Source organism: Methanobrevibacter sp., assembly GCF_017406825.1.
Taxonomy (GTDB): Archaea; Methanobacteriota; Methanobacteria; order Methanobacteriales; family Methanobacteriaceae; genus Methanocatella.
The window spans coordinates 1-21,524 of the sequence record NZ_JAFQXT010000004.1; the positions used below are offsets into that span (position 1 = coordinate 1).

A 21,524-nucleotide genomic window follows, 5' to 3' on the forward strand; every position below is an offset into this window, starting at 1 on the left:
CGCCGAGACTGGGATTTGAACCCAGGCGAGGATGACCTCACAGGATTTCAAGTCCTGCGCCTTACCAGACTAGACTATCTCGGCATATGAAAGGAATATTTAGAAGGATTCTAAATATTTATCCTTTAAGTTCAATTTCAATACTTACATTATCTGGAACATTCACTTTCATGACTTGTCTCATTGCACGTTCATCAGCTCCAATACCGATTAAACGTTTGTGAATCCTGAGTTCCCATTTTTCCCAAGAAGCTTTTCCTTCTCCATCTGGAGATTTTCTTGTAGGAACTACTAATCTTTTAGTAGGTAATGGAATAGGACCAGATAAGTCGACACCAGTTCTTTCAGCAATTTTTTTAAGTTGATCACAAACGTATGCTAATTTTTCTGGGTCTGTTCCAGTAAGCTTAATTCTTGCTTGATTCATTTATTCTCCTCCAAAAAACAAAAAGAAAAGAAAGTAAAAGATTACTTTCTAATTATTGTTTACAAACTTATTTTGCTGAGGTAACTTTAAGACATAATCCTGCAGCAACAGTTTGACCCATATCTCTGATAGCAAACCTACCCATAGGTGGAATGTTTTTAGCTTCTTCCATAACCATTGGTTTGGTTGGTTTGATTTCAACGATAGCTGCGTCACCAGTTTTAATGAAGTCAGGTTTGTCTGCTTCAGGTTGACCGGTAGCAGGGTCAAGTTTAGAAGTTAATTCTAAGAAAGTACATGCAGTTTGTGAAGTGTGGCAGTGGAATACAGGAGTGTATCCAACGGTAATTACACCAGGGTGTTGTAATACAACAACTTGTGCGGTGAATTGTTTTGCTACAGTAGGAGCATTGTCAGTGTGTCCTGCTACGTCTCCTCTTCTGATATCGTTTTTACCTACACCTCTTACGTTGAATCCGATGTTGTCACCAGGTTCAGCTTCATCAAATACTTCGTGGTGCATTTCGATGGATTTAACTTCTCCGGAAGCTCCAGCAGGTTCAAAGATAACGTTTTCACCTTTTTTCATTACACCAGTTTCAACTCTTCCTACAGGTACGGTTCCTACACCAGTAATGGAGTAAACGTCTTGAATAGGAATTCTTAATGGTAAGTCCACAGGTTTTTCAGGTGGAGTTAATTTGTCTAATTCGTCCATAAGTGGTGAACCTTTGTACCAGGACATGTTGTCACTTTTTTCTTTGATGTTGTCTCCTTCAAATGCTGAAAGAGGGATGAAAGGTACATCGTCAGGGTTTCTACCGATGGATTTGAGTAAAACGCCAACGTCTTCTTTAACTTCGTTGAATCTTTCTTCACTGTAGTCAACTACATCCATTTTGTTAACTGCAATGATGATTTGTTTAATACCTAAAGTCATGGATAAGAACATGTGTTCTTTGGTTTGTGGCATTACACCGTCTTTTGCATCAACTACTAATACAGCTGCGTCAGCTTGGGATGCACCGGTGATCATGTTTTTAACGAAGTCTCTGTGTCCAGGACAATCTACAACAGTGTAGTCATATTTGTTGGTGGAGAATTTTTGGTGAGCTAAGTCGATAGTTACTCCTCTTTCTCTTTCTTCTCCTAATTTGTCCATAACAAATCTGAATTTGTTTTCACCGTCATCTAATTGTTGTTCAGCGATTGCACCAGCTTTTAATAATAAGTGTCCAACTAAAGTGGATTTTCCGTGGTCAACGTGTCCAATAAATGCTAAGTTAATATGTTCTTTTTCTTTTGCCATTATATAACCTCTTTTAGTAATATTAACATCCAATATTTATAAGCTTAATTGATAGCTTAAATTCATTATATGTTTTTTAACATATAAATAAGTAATGTTTTTTTCATGAATAATTAAAAAAATATAAAAAAATTAAAAATTTAAAATTTTAATCTTTATAAATCACCTAAGTAGTGGCTTGCAGGGAACGGTTCTGCGGATAAACCTTTTCTTTGTCTGATTTCTCTGACAATTTGGTTTTGCATCTCACGTGGGAGCGGTTCAAATCCTGCAATTTCAGTAGACCATAAACATCTACCTTCAGCAGCGGATCTGATATCTCCAGCGAAACCGAACATTTCAGCTACAGGCACTTTAGATTCAATCCTTGCCATGTCTCCTTCTTGACCCATGTTAACGATTTGACCTCTTCTGTTTTGGATTTCACGGGTACATGCACCCATGTAATCATTAGGAGTGTCAATGACTACTTTTTGCATTGGTTCAAGTAATGCAGGTTCAGCAAGCATCATGGAACCTAAGATTGCGTTTCTGATAGCAGGCAATACTTGTGCAGGTCCTCTGTGAACTGCGTCTTCGTGAAGTTTTGCATCGTGGAGTTTGAATTTCAATCCCATGGAGATTTCTTCGCCTAAAGGACCGCTTTCTAAAGTATTTTCGAATCCTTCAAGTAACAATTCTTTAACTTCATCCAAGTACTGGATACCACGAGTCATGTTAAGGAATATGCTTCTGTTGTGAACAGCCCATACTCTTCTGGCTTCTTCTTTATCCAAACCATGTTCCATAAAGTCAGCAGCTGATTCTTTACCTTTTACTCTACCTTCTTTGATATCTCCTTCTTGGATTGCAGCATAGAGTTCAGGTTCAATAGGTTCAACAGTGATATAGAATCTGTTGTGTTTGTTTGGTGATTTACCTTCAACTTGTGGAGATAATTGTCTTACAGTTTCTCTGTATACTACAATCGGTTCGGAAGTAGTGATTTCTACACCTTTTTCACTGATTCTGTATCCGATAACTTCCAAGTGAAGTTCTCCCATACCTGACACTAAGTGTTCACCGGTTTCTTCGTTAATATCAATTTTAACGGTAGGGTCTTCTTTACCAGTTTGTCTTAATACTTCAATCAATTTTGGTAAGTCTTTGGTATTTTTAGCTTCTACAGCTACAGTAACTACAGGTTCTGAAATATGTTCAAGTCCTTCGAACTCCTTGATTTTGTGATCAGGAGAACATAAGGTTTCACCAGCGATAGCTCCTTTTGCACCAGCAACATATACAATGTTACCTGCAGGAACTTTATCAGTGTTAACTCTTTCAGGTCCGAAGTATACACCTACTTGTTGTACTCTGGATTTTCCATGAGAACCTACCATGTAGACTTCAGTACCTTTTTCGATAGCTCCTCCGTATACCCTACCGGTAGCGATTTCACCAGCGTGCTTGTCAACAGATACGTTGGTAACCATTACGGCTAAAGGTCCGTCAGGAGAAGTGTTGATCATACCTTCGCCTGCAGGAGATTCGATGTCTCCGTCCCAGATGTTAGGCACTCTGTATTCCTGTGCCACTTTAGGGGAAGGCAAGTGTTCAACTACCATACCTAATAACACATCTGATAAAGGTACTTTTTGAGCTAATTCTTTTTCGTTGTCAGCATTACAGTAATCGATAATATCTTTAAAGTTGATTCCGGTTTCTTGCATGGTTGGAACGTTGATAGCCCAGTTGTGGTATGCTGAACCGAATGCTACACTACCATCAGTGAAATCTAATTTCCATTCTTCTTTTTTGTCTTCAGGAGCCATGTTTTTGATTAATTTGTTAGCTTCCATGAAGATTTTTAAGAATCTGTTTTGTAACTCTTCAGGTTCTAATTTTAACTCGTTGATTAATCTGTCAACTTTGTTAATGAACAATACAGGTTTTACGTTTTCTTTTAATGCTTGTCTGAATACGGTTTCAGTTTGAGGCATGATACCTTCTACAGCACAAACTACAACTACTGCACCATCTACAGCTCTCATAGCACGAGTTACATCCCCACCGAAGTCAACGTGACCAGGGGTATCGATTAAGTTAATCAAATATTCATTTTCTTTGTAGTCGTGTACCATAGATACGTTAGCTGCATCAATAGTAATACCACGAGCTTGTTCTTGTTCGTCAAAATCTAAGAATCTTTGGTCACCTGCAAGTTCTTCGGAAATCATTCCTGCACCTGCGAGGAGGTTATCAGATAAAGTGGTTTTACCGTGATCGATGTGAGCACAGATACCAATATTTCTGATTTGGTCCGGTTGGTACATTAATTCTTTGATTTTTGCAATCATTTTGTCTCTTCTACTCAAAATAACCACCTAAATAAAAATATTATATATGATTAGTGTGCTGCTTTAGCAACTCTTTCTTTCTCTTCAGCTTTTTGTAAAGCAAAACTTCTTGAATCTTCTTCAGAAGCAAGAATCAATTCTTCAGCTAAACATTCAGCAACAGATTTTCTGTTTTTGAATGAAGATTGTAAAGTACCTCTGGTTAGGAATCCTAATGAAAGGTCAACCCTTCTTTGTGGAGAAATGTCTACAGCAACTTGGTATCCAATACCACCGTATTTGATACGAGTAGTTTCTTCACGAGGTGCAGTGTTTTCAACTGCGGTTACTAAAACTTGAACAGGATTCTTTTTAGTTCTTTTATTAATAATTTCTAAAGCATCTCTAACAATATTGTAAGCCTTATTTTTCTTACCTGAGTTGAGATGGGTCCTCATAATTTTATTCATTAATCTTTCAACAATTGACACTTTAGATTTTGCGAATTGTCTTTTTACATGTCTACCAGAAGTATGTGGAACTAAAGTTTCATCTAAGCAGATATATTTTACTAAACCTAAGTCCTCAACTTTTACTTCATCGAGATCCCATTTATCAAATAATTTACTCATAAACTTAACCACCTTATCTTACAGGTTTTTCTATTTTTCCACTTACCATTTCTGATAAAGCTACGTTGTTAACTTTGGAAACTTTCCAACGGACACCTGGAATATCACCCATGGATCTTCCGGATGGTCCACCGATTCCTTCAATCATTACTTCATCGTGTTCATCGATAAATCCTATAGCTCCGTCACCTGGTGCGAAAGCAGTTAATTGTTTACCGTTTTTAATTAATTGAACACGTACACATTTACGAATAGCAGAGTTAGGTTGTTTTGCTTCTATCCCTACTTTCTCAATTACGATTCCTCTAGCTTGAGGAGCTCCTTCCAAAGGATCCGCTTTAACGTCTAATCTTAAAGCTCTCCTTTTGTAATCTACGTCTTTCCACTTAAAATTTTGTCTATTTCTTTTAAGTTTTTTTGCAGCAAAAAGTCCTGGCATATTTTTTTCCTCGAATTTTTTGTTAAAAATGCGTATCTAAGAATCCACCGCTGCGATTTATACTGTTGACTAACAGTACAATCTAAATTCTGAGATACAATCAGTAATAATAATATAATTAGATAATAACTTATCTAAAAAGAAGATATCGTGAAATGGACTTAAAAACAATGACAAAAAGCACACATAGTCATGTTATAAAATAGTACAGATATCTTATGATAATTTATATATATTCCCCTTTATAAAGGTATGTTTTTTAATGTTAAAAAAATCAAATTTGGAAAGTTTCATGAAATTTCATTTCGATAAAATTCGAGAACCTTATCCGGCAGGAACCTGCGTAAAACTTCAATAACCTCCATATTTTCATCCCTTTCAAAGAGATACTTACTTATCAGCAATAGAATAATTGAAGATAAACATATTGCAACGCAAACAATCATCATAGTCCTGGAGGACTGGATTAAACCGGAGACATTTGTTTCGATTTCCACATTGCCCACATATATCACACAAATTACATTGAATACGGCAGTGCATAGAAGTTTGCCAATTTCCTTGATGGATGATAAAAAGGAAGACGCATCAGGCAGATCCTCAACGTCAACAGAGGTTAGGACATACCTGTTGTTGGGTGATGAAAACAAGCCGTGACCCAGACCCTGAAGGGCGATTCCGATTACAATCAGATATAAAGGAAGTTCCTTTAAAAATACGAACATAACCATGGCCGAAGTGATGAAGACCATGGCTACGGCAGAAATTATGCGAGGGTCATGCTTATCGGACAGTCTGCCAGCATAAGGGGCCGCAAACACCATTAAAACAGGAGTGATCAAAAGCAACAAACCTGTGGTTCTTGAATCAATACCCATTACAATCTGCAAATGCAAGCTTAAAATATAAGCCGCTATAAAAGTAACGAAATAACCCCCCATTGAAGAATAGTTGCCTATTGCATACTTCAAATTCTTCAAAAGATGCAGATTGTAGATCGGATACTCCCTACTGTGTTCATAAAATAAGAATGAAATCAGCAATACCGCGAATATGACCAGATAAATAAATCCATTTGAAACAACATTGGAAAGTCCATAGACCAGAAATATAATGACCAATACATAAAGCAAAGAACCGATATTGTCAATAGGCCTTTTCTCGGTTTTCCATTCATCATAGATATAATGAACCAGGACCAATTGGAAGGCAAGCAACGGAACAACGAACAGGAATGCGAACCTCCAAGACAAATAATATGATATGAAACCCGCAATAGATGGGGCGATAGTCATTCCAATATATCCTGATGAACCGACAATGCCCAGAGTCCTGCCGGTTTTATCTTCAGGCATCTCCAACACAATCATCATGTAAATGCTGAAATATAATATTGCGCAATTGATTCCCTGAATAACCCTTGATAGAAGGAATAAAGCATGGGAGTTTGCAACCGCTGAAAGCACCAGGCCTAAAATCAAGCCCCATATAGCGATTTTTGTATATTTCTTTACGCCGTACTGGCTGATAATCTTACTGAGGGGAATGCTTATGGAAATCGATGCCATGAAAAATATGATTGTAATCCAGTTTAAAGTCTAAACTGTTATGCCCAAATCTATAGAAATATCCGGCAAAACCACTACAACTACATTGGTAACAATACTTGTTGACAACTGATTTAAAGCCGCCAGAAGAACAATTAAAAAAGTTTGAGATTTCCAATCAACAGAATTAAAATTTATAATATTCCTCCAATGATAATTATAATTAAAATTATATAAAACACAATATAAAAAGTTTAAAAAAATAATGTTAAAAAGGCATTGCAGAAATCCTATTTGATTTTTCAAAAATTTTTAAAAATCTATTATTTCCAGTTTAATATTATTTTTAAAATGGGATGTTGACCCAATAACATATAAATAAGTTTTTTGACTAAAATTTGTTTGAAGATTAAGAAGGACATAATATGGCTAACTTTTGTACCAACTGCGGAACTAAAATAGATAAATCTAACATAAAACAGAATAATGATCTCCAAAAATCCGCATCCAATAGTTTAACAGAAGAAAAGAAAAGATTAAAAACGATTGATGAAATATTCGAATCGGAAGAAATCAAATCAGAAATAAGAAAAAACAAGAGCGACCCCATGCATGTAATTTACATTAAAGATATTCTAAAAGATAAGATTATCAATGAGTTTTTAAAAAATTTAGGAAATCAAATATGATTTCTACAAAGCCATTAAAAAAAAAATTAATTATAAAATAGCCCGAAAGCTATTTTAAAATTATATTGTCAATATTATGTTGTCTATCAGCTAATAATTTAGCCCTTTCAATATTGATTCCGTTTTTACCGATAGCAATACGTTTGTTGGTATTGTCTGCTGTAACAATAGCTATCTTCTCGCCTGTTTGCTTTTGAGATATTTTAACAGATTGTAATTTTGCAGGAGATAAACAATTTTTAATAAATTGAATTGGATCATCATCTAACTCTACAATTTCAATACCCTTATCAACTGCTCTTTGAACTTTAGATACGGAACTGCCTCCTTTACCAATTGCAAGTCCCATATCCCCATTTTTCACTACAAATGTGACTTTACCATGTTCATCATCGATAATGCAATCTTTCACCATTGCTCCAGTCATATTTTCGAAAAGAGCTATGAATCTAATTTCATTTGCACTGAATTTAATAGACACTTAAATCTACCTCAAATCGTCTAATATTGTAGAATCTCCTGGATCGTTTACGATTAATGTAGCAACAGTGAACGGTTTACCACAAACAGAACCCAAATCTACACTAGTTCCATCATATACAATGAATGGAATTTCAGAGAGATTTGCATAATATTCAACATCTTCAAGAATTTCTTTAGGAGCGTTTTCAGCAACAACTGCAAGTTGGCCTTTTCCTAATTTTAAAGATTGAATTGATTTTTCAGAGCCTAATGTCACATCACCAGTGTCGACAGCAACCCTGATTCCTCTATCTACGTCCATCATCTAGCCTCCTATTTATTTTTATAATCCATTTTGACACCGACTGAACCGGTACCAAGAGGTATTGGTTGTCCAATAATAATATTTTCGATGATACCTGTTAAATCATCAACTTCCCCACGAATACTTGCGTGAAGTAAATGTTTACCGGTCTCTTCAAAAGCTGCACGAGCTAAAACACTTGATTTTTCACCACTGATACCGTGTCTTCCGATTGATTTGACAATACCTTCAGAAGTCATAATATCTGCAACCAACATGATATGTCTTACATCAACACTAAGACCTTGTTCGGAAAGGGTATTTTGAGCTTCATTGATAATTGACTGACGAGCCGCTTCAATACCTAAAACCTCACCGATTTCATGAATGTTGTTGGTAGTGGTTCTTACAGGGTCAATACCTTCTCTGCTGAGAATTTCTTTAAGGTTTGATCCTTCAGTATGAATAATCCATTCCTTCTGACCTTCAAATTCTGCTAAATCTCTTGGCACATCATCACGACGGATAATGACCTTACCAATATTTTTGATACCACTGATTTGCAAATCACGAACTTTATCGGCTAAAAGACGAAGTTCACGGATTTCAAATTTGGATTCGGATTTATCGCTTTTTGAAGAGGAGATGATTATTTCATCATCATTGATAATTGCCTTTTTGAAACTTTTTTCAATTACGGCGTTGATTTCATCTCTATCAAGTCTTTTTTCTTCAATTTTTTTAGAATCTAAAACCGCTTCGACTTCCATAGTACCATAGTTTAAATTGAAATCTGAAAGAATGTCGTTTATGGTACTTTTACCAATTTGGTTAGCTAAAATTCTAACAAATTCCTCGTCGTCACGTCTTTCTTCATTGAAGTAAATATCCATAGTTGGAGTAGCAATATCTTTTCTTGCGTCAACGATTTCAATAAGCCTTGGAAGACCTAATGTTACGTTTAATTCAGTTACCCCTGCATAGTGAAAAGTACGCATAGTCATCTGAGTACCAGGTTCACCTACAGATTGTGCAGCTACTGTTCCAACAGCCTCGCCAGCTTCAACGCGAGCTCGGTCATAGGCCTGTTTAAGTTTTTTGATGAGTTCTTTTAACTCATCATCAGTTAATTCTTCATTAACATAAGCTTTAGCTAAATCTTTGATATAACTGTCTGGAAACTCGATTTCAAGATTTTCAGTATCGTTAAGTTCTGCAATTGTATCTTTTACTTTAAGTATAATCTCTTCCATAGTTACACCTACTTACCTTCCTGATTTAACTTTTCTTCAATTCTTATTTCATCTATAAGTTTGTGTAAGTCAGCTGGTTTACCGAAGTCAGATTTAGCTGGGTCTACACCATCTTCTCCAAACATGGTTTGGATAACATTACCTTGATTGTCTGTAACAAGTCCTGATGGTTTTACTTGTAAATCTTGCAATGCGTTTACGAGTCTTCTTTGCATGTAACCGGATTGTGCGGTACGAATCGCTGTATCTACAAGACCTTCTCTTCCTCCCATTGCGTGGAAGAAGAATTCGATTGGGTCAAGACCTGATTTGTAGCTTGAGTGTACAAATCCTTTCGCTTTTGCCCCTAACTCACCTTTTTTGAAGTGAGGTAATGTACGGTTCAGGTATCCTCTTTCGATACGTCCACCCCTAACCGCCTGTTGTCCTACACAAGCGGTAATCTGAGTAAGGTTCAGCATGGATGCCCTTGCACCTGTACGTGCCATTACTACAGAGTGGTTTTCAACTGCCATTACGTGGTCATATGGGTCGTCATCTGATTGCTTACCCATTGTAAGGTAGTTTTCAGCAATACTACCTGACATGTCCCTAGCTTCCCCGAGAACTTGCATGATTTTCATCTCTAAAGTCTCTTCCAGACTTCTGCCCGGTAAAGCTTGGAGGTATCCTTCTTCGTAAGACTCTACAAGTTTATCTACTTCAGCCATCTTATTATCTAAGTGCTCGTTAATACGGTCTTGAGCTTCTTGAGGAATTTCCTCATCATTTAAACTGGTTGTGATTCCGGTTTTCATGATTCCACAGATTGCTAAGTCAGTAGCTCTGTCCAAGAATTCTTTTGCTCTTCCAGGACCGTATTCCTTAACTATCTTATCTAAGATTTTTCCTGAAAATGATCCGTAAGCGGATTCATCTATTACACCTTGCACAAGAATACCGTCCTTGATTACAACGGTTGCATCTTCTGCAGGGTATACAACAGGACATTTGGAAATTTCGGCTGTGTATGATAAATTCAAATCATTTGGTAATAATAATGAGAACAATTCCTTACCAGTCCACATAGCTCCCTTATCTTTAAAGATATATGACCTTTCAATATCTGATGGAATTTCCATACCTGGTTTTAAGTCAGGGGTTGTTTTTAAAACCCATTGACCTTTTTTAAATTCAGGTAATTTCAAGTGGGATTTTCTGATAATTTGTAAAGCTTGCTCTTCTGTAAATTCAACTCCATCACGGGTTAATAAGTATGCACCACTAATGTGGTCGTGAATAGCACCGATAATAGGTCCTCCGAACCTTGGAGATAAAATGTGTTCCTGTACACGCATCAATGATTTTGCTTCTGCACGGGATTCGTCAGTCTGGAACACGTGCATGTTCATTTCGTCCCCGTCGAAATCCGCGTTGTATGGAGGACATACGCATAAGTTTAGCCTGAAAGTCTTATATGGCAGGACTCTTACTTCGTGTGCCATCATACTCATTCTGTGCAATGAAGGTTGACGATTGAATAGAACCATGTCTCCATCTTTCAAGTGTCTTTCGACAATGAATCCTGGTTCTAATTGCTCCAATATTAATTCAATAGTTTCTTCATTACGTATTCTGATTTTTCTTCCGTCTTTTCTGATTACATAGTTTGCACCAGGGTGGATGTCGGAACCGTTTTTGATGTATTTTTTCATCTCTTCCATGTTCCATTCATTTACATATACCGGTACAGTCACTTCTTTTGCAATCATTTCCGGAACTCCGACCTCATTAATACTGATATTTGGGTCTGGGGAAATTACAGTACGTGCTGAGAAGTTTACACGTTTACCTGATAAGTTGGACCTGAAACGTCCTTCCTTACCTTTAAGCCTTTGAGTTAATGTTTTTAATGGTCTTCCTGATCTGTGTCTTGCAGGAGGAACACCGCTTGCTTCATTGTCAAAGTAGGTTGTTACGTGGTATTGTAATAATTCCCATAAGTCTTCAACGATTAGTTGAGGAGCTCCAGCTTCCATATTTTCAAGTAATCTTTGATTAATACGTAAGATATCTACTAATTTGTGAGTTAAGTCATCTTCTGAACGTTCACCTGTGTCTAGAGTGATTGAAGGTCTAACAGTTACTGGAGGAACTGGTAAAACAGTCAATACTAACCATTCTGGTCTTGCGACTTCAGGGTTAACACCTAAAACGAATGAATCATCATCAGTGATTCTTTCAAGTCTTTCACGAACTTCAGAAGCTGTTAATTTGTAATCACCTTGACGAATAGTTACAGGTTTATCTAATTTGATTGGTTCCTGGATTAATTTTTGAAGATAAGTTTTGATGTAGTTTCTGGTTTCTGTTCTGACCTGTCTAGCTTTATCCTCTTCGAATGATTCTAAAATTCCGTCAGGAACTAAACCTGCATCTTCAACGGATTCAAGGTATTTGTTGAAATCCTTGCTGTTTTCATCATTTTCTGTGATATTCAATTTTTTAAGAACATTATCATCAAATTTGCCTAAAGCTGTTCTATAGATGGAAATTGAATTTTCAACATCCTTAGAATCTGAAATCTCTTTCCTTAATTCAGAAATACTTGATTCGAAGTCAGTGTATGGATCCATTTCTTCATCAGGAACATCTTCAGGAAGAGCTGCTTTGAACAATTTTTTAAGCCTTCTGAGAATTTTATCAAGTTCCTTGTTCAACTCGGAATTTTTTGATGATATGATTTTGTTGAAATTGAAAATATAATCTATATCGCCTTGGATTGCTTTTGATTCTATTTCCTCAAATGTAGTTTCAATGTTATCTAAAGTGGAATTCTTCTTACAGTGAGGGCATAGCATTTTTGCATCGATGTATGTTCTAGGGGAATCGTCACCTGATATGTATGCATCTGTGAATAACTGTTTTGAAACGCTTTTCAATATAGTTTCAATTCTTGAGTATTCCAATTCATCAACGCCATCAGGGAAATAATCGTTCCATATTTTTCTGACGATTTCATCCTGTTTTTCTTCTTTTACTTCGAATGTTTTAGTGGCATTGTATAATTCTTTTAGAATATTGGAAATGTTTTCCCCACTGTCTTTTGCTTCGTTGATTTTGGTAGCATATTCTTCAATTACATCATCAGTTAGAAGAACGCGGCCACATTCATTACATGTTGAACGTAGGATTTTGTGAATCACATCACCAAATCCAATGTGAATGACCGGTCTTGCTAGTTCAATACTACCGAAATGTCCTTGACAATCTCCACCTCTGAAACCACAAGTCCTACAGACTAAACTTGGGTCGATAACTCCTAAACGAGGATCCATTAGACCTTTTTCGATAGGGAAACCGTCATCCTCATAAGTATCAGGAGTTTCAACTGTTACAACAGACATGTTACGAATATCTTCAGGAGACATTAGCCCAAAGTTGATTTGTTCAATTTTTTTAATAAATCCTGTCATGTATTGGCTCCTTTATAACTGTAATTATGCTTTGTCTCCTAATTTCAATTTAGGGAAAATACATAAACTCTTAAGTTCGTCTAACAATAATTTAAATGCGTATGAAATTTCAACCGGATAAGTTTCTACGTCTCCACAAATAGGACAGTATTTTTTATTTTTATTCTTGTCATATACTGCCAACATTCCACAATTTTCACAGACAATTGCGTCATATTTGTCGGATTCGTCAAGAAGTCTTTCTTTTAGGGTTAATGCTGCACCGTGTGCGATGAGACAGTCTCTTTCCATTTCCCCGAATCTTAATCCACCTTCACGTGCTCTACCTTCGGTAGGTTGACGTGTAAGCACTTGTACAGGACCTCTTGAACGGGCGTAAACTTTATCAGTGGTCATGTGATGTAGTTTTTGGTAATATGCAACACCGACGAAGATTTCAGCGTCGATTCTTTCACCGGTTACTCCACTGTATAAAGATTCACATCCTGCTGATTCAAATCCGTTGTCTATCAATTGCTGTTTGATTTCATCTTCAAGTGTTTGGTTGAATGGAGTTGCATCTACACGTTTTCCTTCAAGACAACCTGCCTTACCTGCAACCATTTCCAATACCTGACCGATAGACATCCTGGATGGAATAGCGTGAGGATTGACTATTAAATCAGGCACAACACCGAATTCTGTGAATGGCACATCTTCAGGAGATAATATTAAACCAACAACCCCTTTCTGACCGTGTCTTGATGCGAATTTGTCACCAAATTCAGGTTGCCTGGTATCTCTTACTCTGATTTTAGCTAATCTTGAACCTTCTACAGTCTCTGATAAAAGAACTGCATCAACAATACCTTTTTCACCGTGTCTTACGGTTACTGAAGTTTCTCTTCTTTTATCTGCAATGGTGCCTAAGTTTTCTTCCAAGAATCTAGGTGGTGAAGTTTTACCGATTAATACGTCACCAGATTCAACTTCGGATTCCGGATTTACAACACCGTCTTCGTCCAGGTTTCTGTATACCTCTTCAGATCTGTATCCTTTTACATTTTTGTCAGGTACTTCGAAGTGGTCGGATAAACCCCCGGCGTACATTTTTTCTGAAGTATCGTATGACCTGAAAAATGATGATCTTGCTAATCCTCTTTCCAGAGATCCCTTGTTGATGACCATTGCGTCTTCCATGTTGTATCCTTCGTATGACATTAATGCTACAACAAAGTTTTGACCGGATGGTCTTAAGTCGTAATTGGTTGAATCGATGATACGTGTTTTTACAATTGGAGTTTGTGGGTGGTGCAATAGGTGTGCCCTTGTATCGGTACGTAATGCATAATTGGAAACATATAACCCTAAAGCCTGTTTTGTCATACCCGCTTCCATTGTGTTCCTTGGAGAAGAGTTGTGGTCTGAAAATGGAATAATTCCTGCACAGATACCGAGCATGGTTGCCGGGTCAATTTCTAAGTGAGTGTGTTCCTCATTTAAGTCAGCCAAACTCATTGCAATATATGAATTTTCCTCTTCTTCAGCATCAAGGTATTCAATGAGTCCTTTCTCAATTAAATCATCCCATTTGAGTTTGCCATTAGCAATTTTGTTTAAGTGTTCTTCTTTTAAAAGAGGAACTCCTTCTTTTACAATGATTAATGGCCTTCTAGCTCTACCAGGGTCATTGAATATATAAATCTCATTATTGTCTTTATAATAGGTAATGTTCATTTCATGGGAAACTTCACCGTTTCTCCTTTTTTCTCTCATTTCCTGAGTGAAGTTTTCTGGGTCTTCACAATAACCTAAAAGTTCACCATTGATATAGATTTTAGTTTGGTTAGGTTTAGGTTCTATTCTGACAACTTCAATTTCGCCTGATCCATCTTCATTGACTACTTCAATGGATCCTTCTTCGGCAGTTTCAATTTCATCGGTTTCCTCATCAGCAGCTTCAATTTCGCCGGATTCATCTTCATTGACTACTTCAATGGATTCTTCTTCGGCGACTTCAATTTCACCTGATTCATCTTCTGTTGGTTCTACTGCATCAACAAGTTCTTCATCAGCTGATTCGATAGTTTCTTCTTCAACAGGTTCAATAGCTACTTCAGTTGAAAATTCGAAACCTTTGAAATCCTTTTTGTAAGATTCCCATTTTTTTCTGCGTTTATCCTTATTAAATCCTTTAAATATTGTTTCGTCATTTCTCATTTCCTGATCATCAAAATAAGATTCAATGTGTTCCGCATGTTCAAGAATTCTTTCTGCTAATTTGCCGTCTTCAGCATGTTCTTTCAATTCATCAATCCTATCCTTAACATGTTTAAATGGAACTATTGCATCAAAACCAAAGTAATGAAATGCTTTTCTTTCTTCAGTAGTAGGTCTTTTAATATTTTCTGACAACATTTCACCTCCCTTAAATCAACTCAACATCCATTCTTTCAATAACATCAATAATTTCCTGTTCATCGGAACCTTCGGAAATGTTGCATAATAAAGCCAAGTTCTTTACCAAACCACAGTTAGGTCCTTCCGGAGTTTCGTTTGGACATATTTTACCAAATTGGGTTGGGTGCAAATCTCTTGCTTCAAAGTGAGGTTGGCTTCTTGTTAATGGGGATACTACACGTCTTAAGTGAGAAAGGGTTCCCATGTAACTTGTCCTATCTAAAAGTTGGCTTACACCAGCTCTTCCACCAACCCAGTTTCCGGTAGCGATTGCATGTTTAATGTTCTCGGTTAAAACATCACTACGAACTGCCTGTTTGATTGAAAGTTCCTTACCACGTGAAAGGCTTCTTTCAAGTTGGTAACTCATATCTCTGGTCAAGTTTGTAAAAGCGACTCTGAATAAATCTTCCATTAAATCTCCAGAAACTCTGAGTCTTTTGTTAGTGTAATGGTCCTTATCGTGTGGTTCTCTTTTTCCTTCGATAACTTCCAACAGCATTTCAGTCATCTCAGCCAAGTAGATAGCCTTGTCGTAACATCTTTCTTCTTCGGTGCCCATGTGAGGTAAAAGATAACGGTTTACAACATCACGGGCTCTTTTAATACGATAATCATTAGGCATGTTTCTGGCCACTTTATTACCTATGTATTTGATGGCCGCAAGACGTAAATATTCTCTTCTTTCTTCGTAGTCCATTCCGTCCATTTCGCTTTGGTCCAATTTTAATGCTTCGGTAGAGACTTGCAAATCATCTGCAATCATCATCTGGAAATTATTATCGTCGGAAATTGCGGTAATAATCTCTTCATCTGTAGATAATCCGAGAGCCCTTAATAAGATAACTAATGGAATTTCACCAGGAAGGTAAGGGAATGAAATTCTTAAAAATACTCCATTTTTACGTGGTTTTTTATATTCCAAGGTGATCCTTGCTCTGAAACCACTTTTGATTGAAGTTACGACTGCTTTTGCATGTCTGTCTTCAGGCTTGTCAAGACGTTCAAGAATGATTTTGTTCGGAGCAATCTCTTCCATTGTTACAACAGCCCTTTCAGAACCGTTGACAATGAAGTATCCTCCCAAATCTTGAGGGTCTTCATTCTTTTCAATCAATTCTTCAGCACTGAGACCGTTGAGATGGCAAATGTCGGATTTGAGCATTACAGGTAATTCGCCGATGTATACTTCTTCCAATTCCACATTTTCTTCTCCTTCTTCAATTAAGGCCATTTCAAGGTACATGTCCGCTGAATAATTTAAGTTTCTAAGTCTTGCTTCAGTTGGATCAATTTCACTGCGTGAACCGTCGGCTTCTTTGTTGGATGGTTTTTCAATACGTACTTTACCAGTTTTTAAAGTGTATTTGCCATCTTCCAAAGTGATAGGTTCAGTAATATCAATGATATTCTGAATCCTATTATTCACGAAATCATTGTATGATTTTATATGGTGATCCACCAAATCATATTTATCAAAAAATGCATCAACTAATTTCCAATTATTCTCTGTCATGGATATCCTCCAGCATTACGTACGCTATAAAAATAATTAACTAAATAAAAATAAAAAACAATTAGGATTAACCTAACATTAACTAATTCATTTAATCATTATTCTTAATTTACTCATAACTATCTCCTAAGATAATTCCTCTCAAACTAAGTTCTAAATTTATTATAATGAATTTCTAAAAAAACAAAAAAATACAGAAATTATACTATATTAAATTTCACACTCTAAAATTATATTAATCTTCTACAATCCTATAAGTTATAAATTCCCCGGCGGTTTGACTTTCACGGGTAATTCTTAAGACATTTCCTGGTTCTGCACCTATAGCTTTCACAACAGGATCTTTAGATTTGATTTTAGGAAGGTCTTTAAAATCGTAATCCACGTCACTAAATTCTTCTGAAATTTCTTCTTCAGTCATGATTTCATGCTTTGGTACGAGCATATGGTTTTGAATATCGATTTTCAAATTATTTCCTCCAAATAGAAAAGTTAAAATATAAAATTAGAAACAGGCCTGACGGGAATTGAACCCGCGGCCGCCTGGTTAAAAGCCAGGCGCTCTGCCAGACTGAGCTACAGGCCTATACGACTTAATTACTATTTTGATATGAGCGCCCTGGCCGGGATTTGAACCCGAGTCGCGGGCTCGACAGGCCCACATGATAGCCCCTACACCACCAGGGCATATCGGTAATAGTAATTATACACTATCAAATTATCTAATTTTCATCATATATAAAGATTGCGGAAAATAGGCATATTTTCACCAAAATCGTATATGACTTCAAATAAATAAATTGAGAAATCCCGCCTGCCGGACTTGAACCAGCAACATTTGGATCTACAGTCCAACGCTCTGCCAAATTGAGCTAAGGCGGGCAAATGGGTCCGCCCGGATTTGAACCGGAGTCTCAGGCTCCCAAAGCCCAAAGGATCGACCAAGCTACCCTACGGACCCACACACAAAATGTATGTAGATAACATACTAATTATAATATAAATTTACAAGTATATAAACATTTCTATAAACTATACAAAATAACAGAAAATAGAAAAATGTTATTGATAAATAAGCCCCGGACGGGAATTGAACCCGCGACCACGAGATTACAAGTCTCGCGCTCTACCAGACTGAGCCACCGAGGCAATATGTCAATATTGTAGAACAATACAAATTATATTAAATATCACTTAAATACTTTACGATGAAATGGACCATTTTGTAAAAAATTTAAATAATAAAAAATTTATAATTAATAATCATGACAAATTATGAAAACGAATTACTCGATAAAATCGAGAGTACCCTAATAAAGATAAAAGAAAAAAATGCTTTGACACATTGCATAACCAATTCAGTGACAATAAACGACTGCGCAAATGCAGTTCTTGCAATAGGCGGTTCTCCATTTATGGCGGAAGATGCTGAAGAGTTGGAAGAAGTCGTTACAATCGCAGATGTGCTCGTTATCAACATTGGAAAGTTAAGCAAAAACCAAATCAGATCAATGAAAATCAGTGCCGAAACTGCGAATAAAACAAACACCCCAATCGTTTTGGACCCTGTGGGTGTCGGTGTAACCGAACTTAGAAACAGAACAACCTTGGATTTAATTGAAAATTATGATATCACCGCAATAAGAGGCAACATCAGTGAAATTAAAGCAATTGCAAAATTAGTAGGAGTTCTAGATGAAAGCAACACCGCAAAGGGCGTTGACGTTAATGCTGATGACATAATCACTTACAAAAACCTGAAAGCAAATGGAGATTTGATCTGCAGCCTTGCTGAAAAATTGAACACAGTGATTCTGGCCAGCGGTCCAATCGATATCCTAAGTGACGGAACAACAACCGTAGCGATTGACAATGGGGATGACATGATGCCATTAATCACAGGAAGCGGATGCATGTTATCATCAATCGTTGGAAGCTGTATTGGAGGGTCAAATCCATTTGATGGAAGCCTCATAGCAATTCTGGCAATGAACATTGCTGGTGAAAAAGCAAGAGCCAAAGTAGATGAAAAAAATGAGGGAACCGGTTCATTCAGAACATATTTGATTGATTATCTCTATAAAACCAATAGCGAAACCCTAATCAACGAATCAAACATTAAGATATTATGAAAAAATTAGACTTATCACTCTACCTAGTCACAGACAGAAGTGATGATGTGGAAAAATTTTTAAGAACAATAGAAGAAGGCATTAAAGGAGGGGTCAGTGTAGTTCAGATTAGAGAAAAAACCGCAGATACACTTGACTTTTATAACCTTGCTTTAAAAGTGAAAAAGATCACCTCAAAATACGGTGTCCCCTTAATAATCAACGACAGGGTTGACGTTGCTCTTGCAATCGATGCGGATGGGGTTCATGTCGGCCAATCAGACATGCCGTGTGACGTTACAAGAAAGCTTGTGGGCCAGGATAAGATTGTAGGTGTTTCAGCCGCAACAATTGATGAAGCAAAAAAAGCGGAAAAAGATGGTGCGGACTACATTGGATCCGGAGCAATATTCCCAACCGCAACCAAGGACGATGCACCAAAAATTACAAAAAACGATTTAAAAGAAATTGTGGATTCAATTGATATTCCTGTAGTGGCAATTGGAGGAATAACACTAGAAAATGCCCATGAACTGGTTGATACTGGAATTGCAGGACTATCTGTTGTAAGTGCAATAATGAGCTCAGATGAACCTAAAAAATCTTCCGAAAAGCTATTAAAAATATTTAATAGCTAATCTTTACTATTTTTTAAAGCTTCTACGGCTGCCAATTTTTTACCGGCGAGCATGCTTATGCAAGCTCCGCCACCACTGCTCAAGTGACTCATATACTCCTCTAAACCGAGACCTGATGTAGCCGCAGCGATGTGTCCGCCTCCGATTAATGTAAAACCATCGGAATTTGCCATTGCATTTATCAAATCTTCTGTACCCATTGCAAATTTAGGGTCTTCAAATACTCCGGCAGGACCATTGGCAAAGATATATTTGGCGTCCCTTATTTCTTTTGCATAAAATGCGATAGTCTTCACACCAATATCGAAAATAGCTTCATTAGGGATTTCATTATTATCAATGTCCTTTCTCTCCCCCTCGATTTCGCAGGCCACATCAATAGGGTATTTTACCTTATCGCCGAATTCATCAATTAACTTTTTGGACCTGGCAACCATATCCTCATATCCTTTACTTATGATGAATTCCCTATTGACTTCACCAATATCTGCTCCGGAAGCCCATAATACTATATTTCCAACAATACCTGTTGTTAAAACTGAATCGGCTGTTCCATTACTTAAAACATTCTCCATAACATCTATGGAGTCTTCCGGTTTCATTCCGCCAAGTAAAAATACGCATGGATGCTCCACATTATCAAGTGCGTCTTGAATTACGGTCAATTCCTTTTCCATCACTCTTCCGGCAGCGGAAGGAGTGTTGACTGTAAATCCGACTAATGATGCCTGAGACCTGTGGGCGGCTGCAAATGCATCATTGACATAATAATCGATTAAAGGAGACAGTTGACTTACAAGATGTGTTTTGGATTGTTCCAATGGAGTTCTTGAAAGAGTTTCCTCTGAGAAAAACCTTACATTTTCAAGTAAGAGAATCTCATGAGGTCTTAAGGATTTAATCGCTTCTTTTGCAGAATTGGAAAATAATGAATCAATATATTTCACCCTTAAATTTAAAATATCAGACAAAGCATCGGCATGTTGGGACAATGTTGAAAAATCCTTTTTGCCGGGACGTGACTGGTGGGCAAGCAATACAACTTTCGCGCCTTTATTTGACAGCTCCTTAACTGTTTGAGCATGTAGTTTTAATCTAGTGTCATCCAAGATAATTCCTGAACTTGGGTCCACAGGGGAGTTGATATCTATCCTTACAAGAACTGTTTTATCTTCAACGTCAAAATCATCGATTGTATTAAATTCTTTAGCCATTTTCTCACTCTATAATTTACTTACCAAATCAAGTAAAGCATCTTTAGGGTTTTCAGCTTTTATAATTCCGGATGCGAGCAATACTCCGTCAGCACCCAAATCCATAGCTGCTTTCATATCGTCACCAGTTGTAATACCTGCTCCGCATAATACTTTAACATGTTTATTTATTGCTTTGACTTCCTTAACTGTATCTTCGACAACTTCAGGTTGTGCCTGGGAAACTGGAATGCCTGTGCCGATAAGTTCAGGAGGTTCGACAGCCACAGCAACAGGATTTAAAGCAGCGACAGCTTTTGAGGTTTCTATGTTATTGGTGCATACGCATGATTCGATTTCATTTTCCCCGCATAATCTTATTACTTCAGCAATGTCTGCAAGTTTCATCCTGTTTTCAGAATGGTTTATTAAAGATCCGCTAATTCCAGCCTCGATTAAAGTATTGATTAAGTTAGAACCGGTGTGTCCTCCGGGAGAAATTGCATCTATGTGCTGTGCGAAAATAGGGATTGAGGTCTCTTCGCTAATCCTATAGATATCTGCTGTTTGAGGCGCTGCAACCATGGTAATTCCAGATTCGCTAGCAGCACGCTCCAAGTCATGTGCAAGTTCTAAAGCATTTAAACCACTTGATTCCAAATAAGTTTTATAGTTTAATATTACAATTGGAGTGTCCATAATAATTCCCACAATAACTTTTTAATTAAATATATAGAGAACATTATTAATAAATTTTTGATTTAGATTTGAAAGTGTAAAATGTATATAGTATCA

General features: G+C 36.9%; 18 protein-coding genes and 6 tRNA genes. 3 read left to right on the forward strand and 21 right to left on the reverse strand.

Going from position 1 to position 21,524, the window contains the following annotated elements; translation table 11 throughout:
* The 7 genes from IJF99_RS00860 to IJF99_RS00890 form a co-directional block, all read right to left on the reverse strand.
* A tRNA-Ser gene (locus tag IJF99_RS00860) sits at positions 1–84 on the reverse strand.
* Positions 85–118: 34 nt separating this feature from the next.
* A complete protein-coding gene (gene rpsJ / locus IJF99_RS00865) occupies positions 119–427 on the reverse strand; it encodes a 30S ribosomal protein S10 (protein WP_292790777.1) in 309 nt (102 codons plus the stop codon).
* Positions 428–494: 67 nt separating this feature from the next.
* Positions 495–1,736 (reverse strand): translation elongation factor EF-1 subunit alpha, encoded by a 1,242-nt coding sequence (gene tuf, locus IJF99_RS00870; RefSeq protein ID WP_292790780.1) that lies wholly within the window; start codon positions 1,734–1,736, stop codon positions 495–497.
* A gap of 155 nt (positions 1,737–1,891) precedes the next feature.
* Complete coding sequence (locus IJF99_RS00875) at positions 1,892–4,090, reverse strand: elongation factor EF-2 (protein ID WP_292790782.1); 2,199 nt, start codon at positions 4,088–4,090, stop codon at positions 1,892–1,894.
* Positions 4,091–4,122: 32 nt separating this feature from the next.
* Entirely contained in the window at positions 4,123–4,683 is a 561-nt protein-coding gene (locus IJF99_RS00880) for a 30S ribosomal protein S7 (protein ID WP_292790785.1), read from the reverse strand.
* A gap of 13 nt (positions 4,684–4,696) precedes the next feature.
* Positions 4,697–5,122, reverse strand: coding sequence for a 30S ribosomal protein S12 (locus tag IJF99_RS00885; protein WP_149730666.1), 426 nt, complete (start codon positions 5,120–5,122; stop codon positions 4,697–4,699).
* A 290-nt stretch (positions 5,123–5,412) separates the two neighbouring features.
* Positions 5,413–6,708 carry an MFS transporter gene (locus tag IJF99_RS00890; RefSeq protein WP_292790829.1) on the reverse strand — a complete coding sequence of 432 codons (1,296 nt, stop codon included), beginning with the start codon at positions 6,706–6,708 and terminating at the stop codon, positions 5,413–5,415.
* 386 nt (positions 6,709–7,094) lie between these two features.
* Between IJF99_RS00890 and IJF99_RS00895 the strand changes: the two genes are divergently transcribed.
* Positions 7,095–7,358, forward strand: coding sequence for a hypothetical protein (locus IJF99_RS00895; RefSeq protein WP_292790790.1), 264 nt, complete (start codon positions 7,095–7,097; stop codon positions 7,356–7,358).
* A gap of 49 nt (positions 7,359–7,407) precedes the next feature.
* On the opposite strand, the gene IJF99_RS00900 is transcribed toward IJF99_RS00895, so the two are convergent.
* From IJF99_RS00900 to IJF99_RS00955, 12 genes are all read right to left on the reverse strand, one after another.
* A complete protein-coding gene (locus tag IJF99_RS00900; RefSeq protein WP_292790793.1) occupies positions 7,408–7,839 on the reverse strand; it encodes a NusA-like transcription termination signal-binding factor in 432 nt (143 codons plus the stop codon).
* A 6-nt stretch (positions 7,840–7,845) separates the two neighbouring features.
* The gene (locus IJF99_RS00905; RefSeq protein WP_292790795.1) at positions 7,846–8,145 is read right to left on the reverse strand and encodes a 50S ribosomal protein L30e; all 300 of its coding nucleotides are present in this window, start codon (positions 8,143–8,145) and stop codon (positions 7,846–7,848) included.
* An 8-nt stretch (positions 8,146–8,153) separates the two neighbouring features.
* The gene (gene rpoA2, locus IJF99_RS00910; RefSeq protein WP_292790797.1) at positions 8,154–9,377 is read right to left on the reverse strand and encodes a DNA-directed RNA polymerase subunit A''; all 1,224 of its coding nucleotides are present in this window, start codon (positions 9,375–9,377) and stop codon (positions 8,154–8,156) included.
* Between the two features lie 8 nt (positions 9,378–9,385).
* Positions 9,386–12,832 carry a DNA-directed RNA polymerase subunit A' gene (locus IJF99_RS00915; RefSeq protein ID WP_292790799.1) on the reverse strand — a complete coding sequence of 1,149 codons (3,447 nt, stop codon included), beginning with the start codon at positions 12,830–12,832 and terminating at the stop codon, positions 9,386–9,388.
* 24 nt (positions 12,833–12,856) lie between these two features.
* Positions 12,857–15,229 carry a DNA-directed RNA polymerase subunit B gene (rpoB, locus tag IJF99_RS00920; protein ID WP_366931233.1) on the reverse strand — a complete coding sequence of 791 codons (2,373 nt, stop codon included), beginning with the start codon at positions 15,227–15,229 and terminating at the stop codon, positions 12,857–12,859.
* A 10-nt stretch (positions 15,230–15,239) separates the two neighbouring features.
* On the reverse strand, positions 15,240–16,787 hold the full coding sequence (locus IJF99_RS00925; protein ID WP_292790801.1) for a DNA-directed RNA polymerase subunit B'': 1,548 nt from the start codon (positions 16,785–16,787) through the stop codon (positions 15,240–15,242).
* A gap of 235 nt (positions 16,788–17,022) precedes the next feature.
* Positions 17,023–17,256 carry a DNA-directed RNA polymerase subunit H gene (locus IJF99_RS00930; protein WP_292790803.1) on the reverse strand — a complete coding sequence of 78 codons (234 nt, stop codon included), beginning with the start codon at positions 17,254–17,256 and terminating at the stop codon, positions 17,023–17,025.
* A 43-nt stretch (positions 17,257–17,299) separates the two neighbouring features.
* A tRNA-Lys gene (locus IJF99_RS00935) sits at positions 17,300–17,373 on the reverse strand.
* A 29-nt stretch (positions 17,374–17,402) separates the two neighbouring features.
* Positions 17,403–17,474: transfer RNA gene (locus tag IJF99_RS00940), tRNA-Asp, on the reverse strand.
* A 121-nt stretch (positions 17,475–17,595) separates the two neighbouring features.
* Positions 17,596–17,669 (reverse strand) — tRNA-Tyr (locus IJF99_RS00945).
* 4 nt (positions 17,670–17,673) lie between these two features.
* Positions 17,674–17,748 (reverse strand) — tRNA-Pro (locus IJF99_RS00950).
* 114 nt (positions 17,749–17,862) lie between these two features.
* A tRNA-Thr gene (locus IJF99_RS00955) sits at positions 17,863–17,936 on the reverse strand.
* Between the two features lie 116 nt (positions 17,937–18,052).
* Between IJF99_RS00955 and thiM the strand changes: the two genes are divergently transcribed.
* Both thiM and thiE read left to right on the forward strand, forming a co-directional pair.
* Positions 18,053–18,919, forward strand: coding sequence for a hydroxyethylthiazole kinase (thiM, locus tag IJF99_RS00960; RefSeq protein ID WP_292790805.1), 867 nt, complete (start codon positions 18,053–18,055; stop codon positions 18,917–18,919).
* A complete protein-coding gene (gene thiE / locus IJF99_RS00965; RefSeq protein WP_292790807.1) occupies positions 18,916–19,536 on the forward strand; it encodes a thiamine phosphate synthase in 621 nt (206 codons plus the stop codon). Before thiM ends, thiE begins: the two co-directional genes overlap by 4 nt.
* Here thiE and IJF99_RS00970 read toward each other — a convergent pair.
* Entirely contained in the window at positions 19,533–20,750 is a 1,218-nt protein-coding gene (locus tag IJF99_RS00970) for a phosphoglycerate kinase (protein ID WP_292790809.1), read from the reverse strand. The genes thiE and IJF99_RS00970 overlap by 4 nt on opposite strands.
* Before the next feature lie 9 nt (positions 20,751–20,759).
* Positions 20,760–21,428: a triose-phosphate isomerase gene (tpiA, locus tag IJF99_RS00975; RefSeq protein WP_292790811.1), complete on the reverse strand. Its 669-nt coding sequence runs from the start codon at positions 21,426–21,428 to the stop codon at positions 20,760–20,762.
* Between the last annotated feature and the right edge of the window lie 96 nt (positions 21,429–21,524).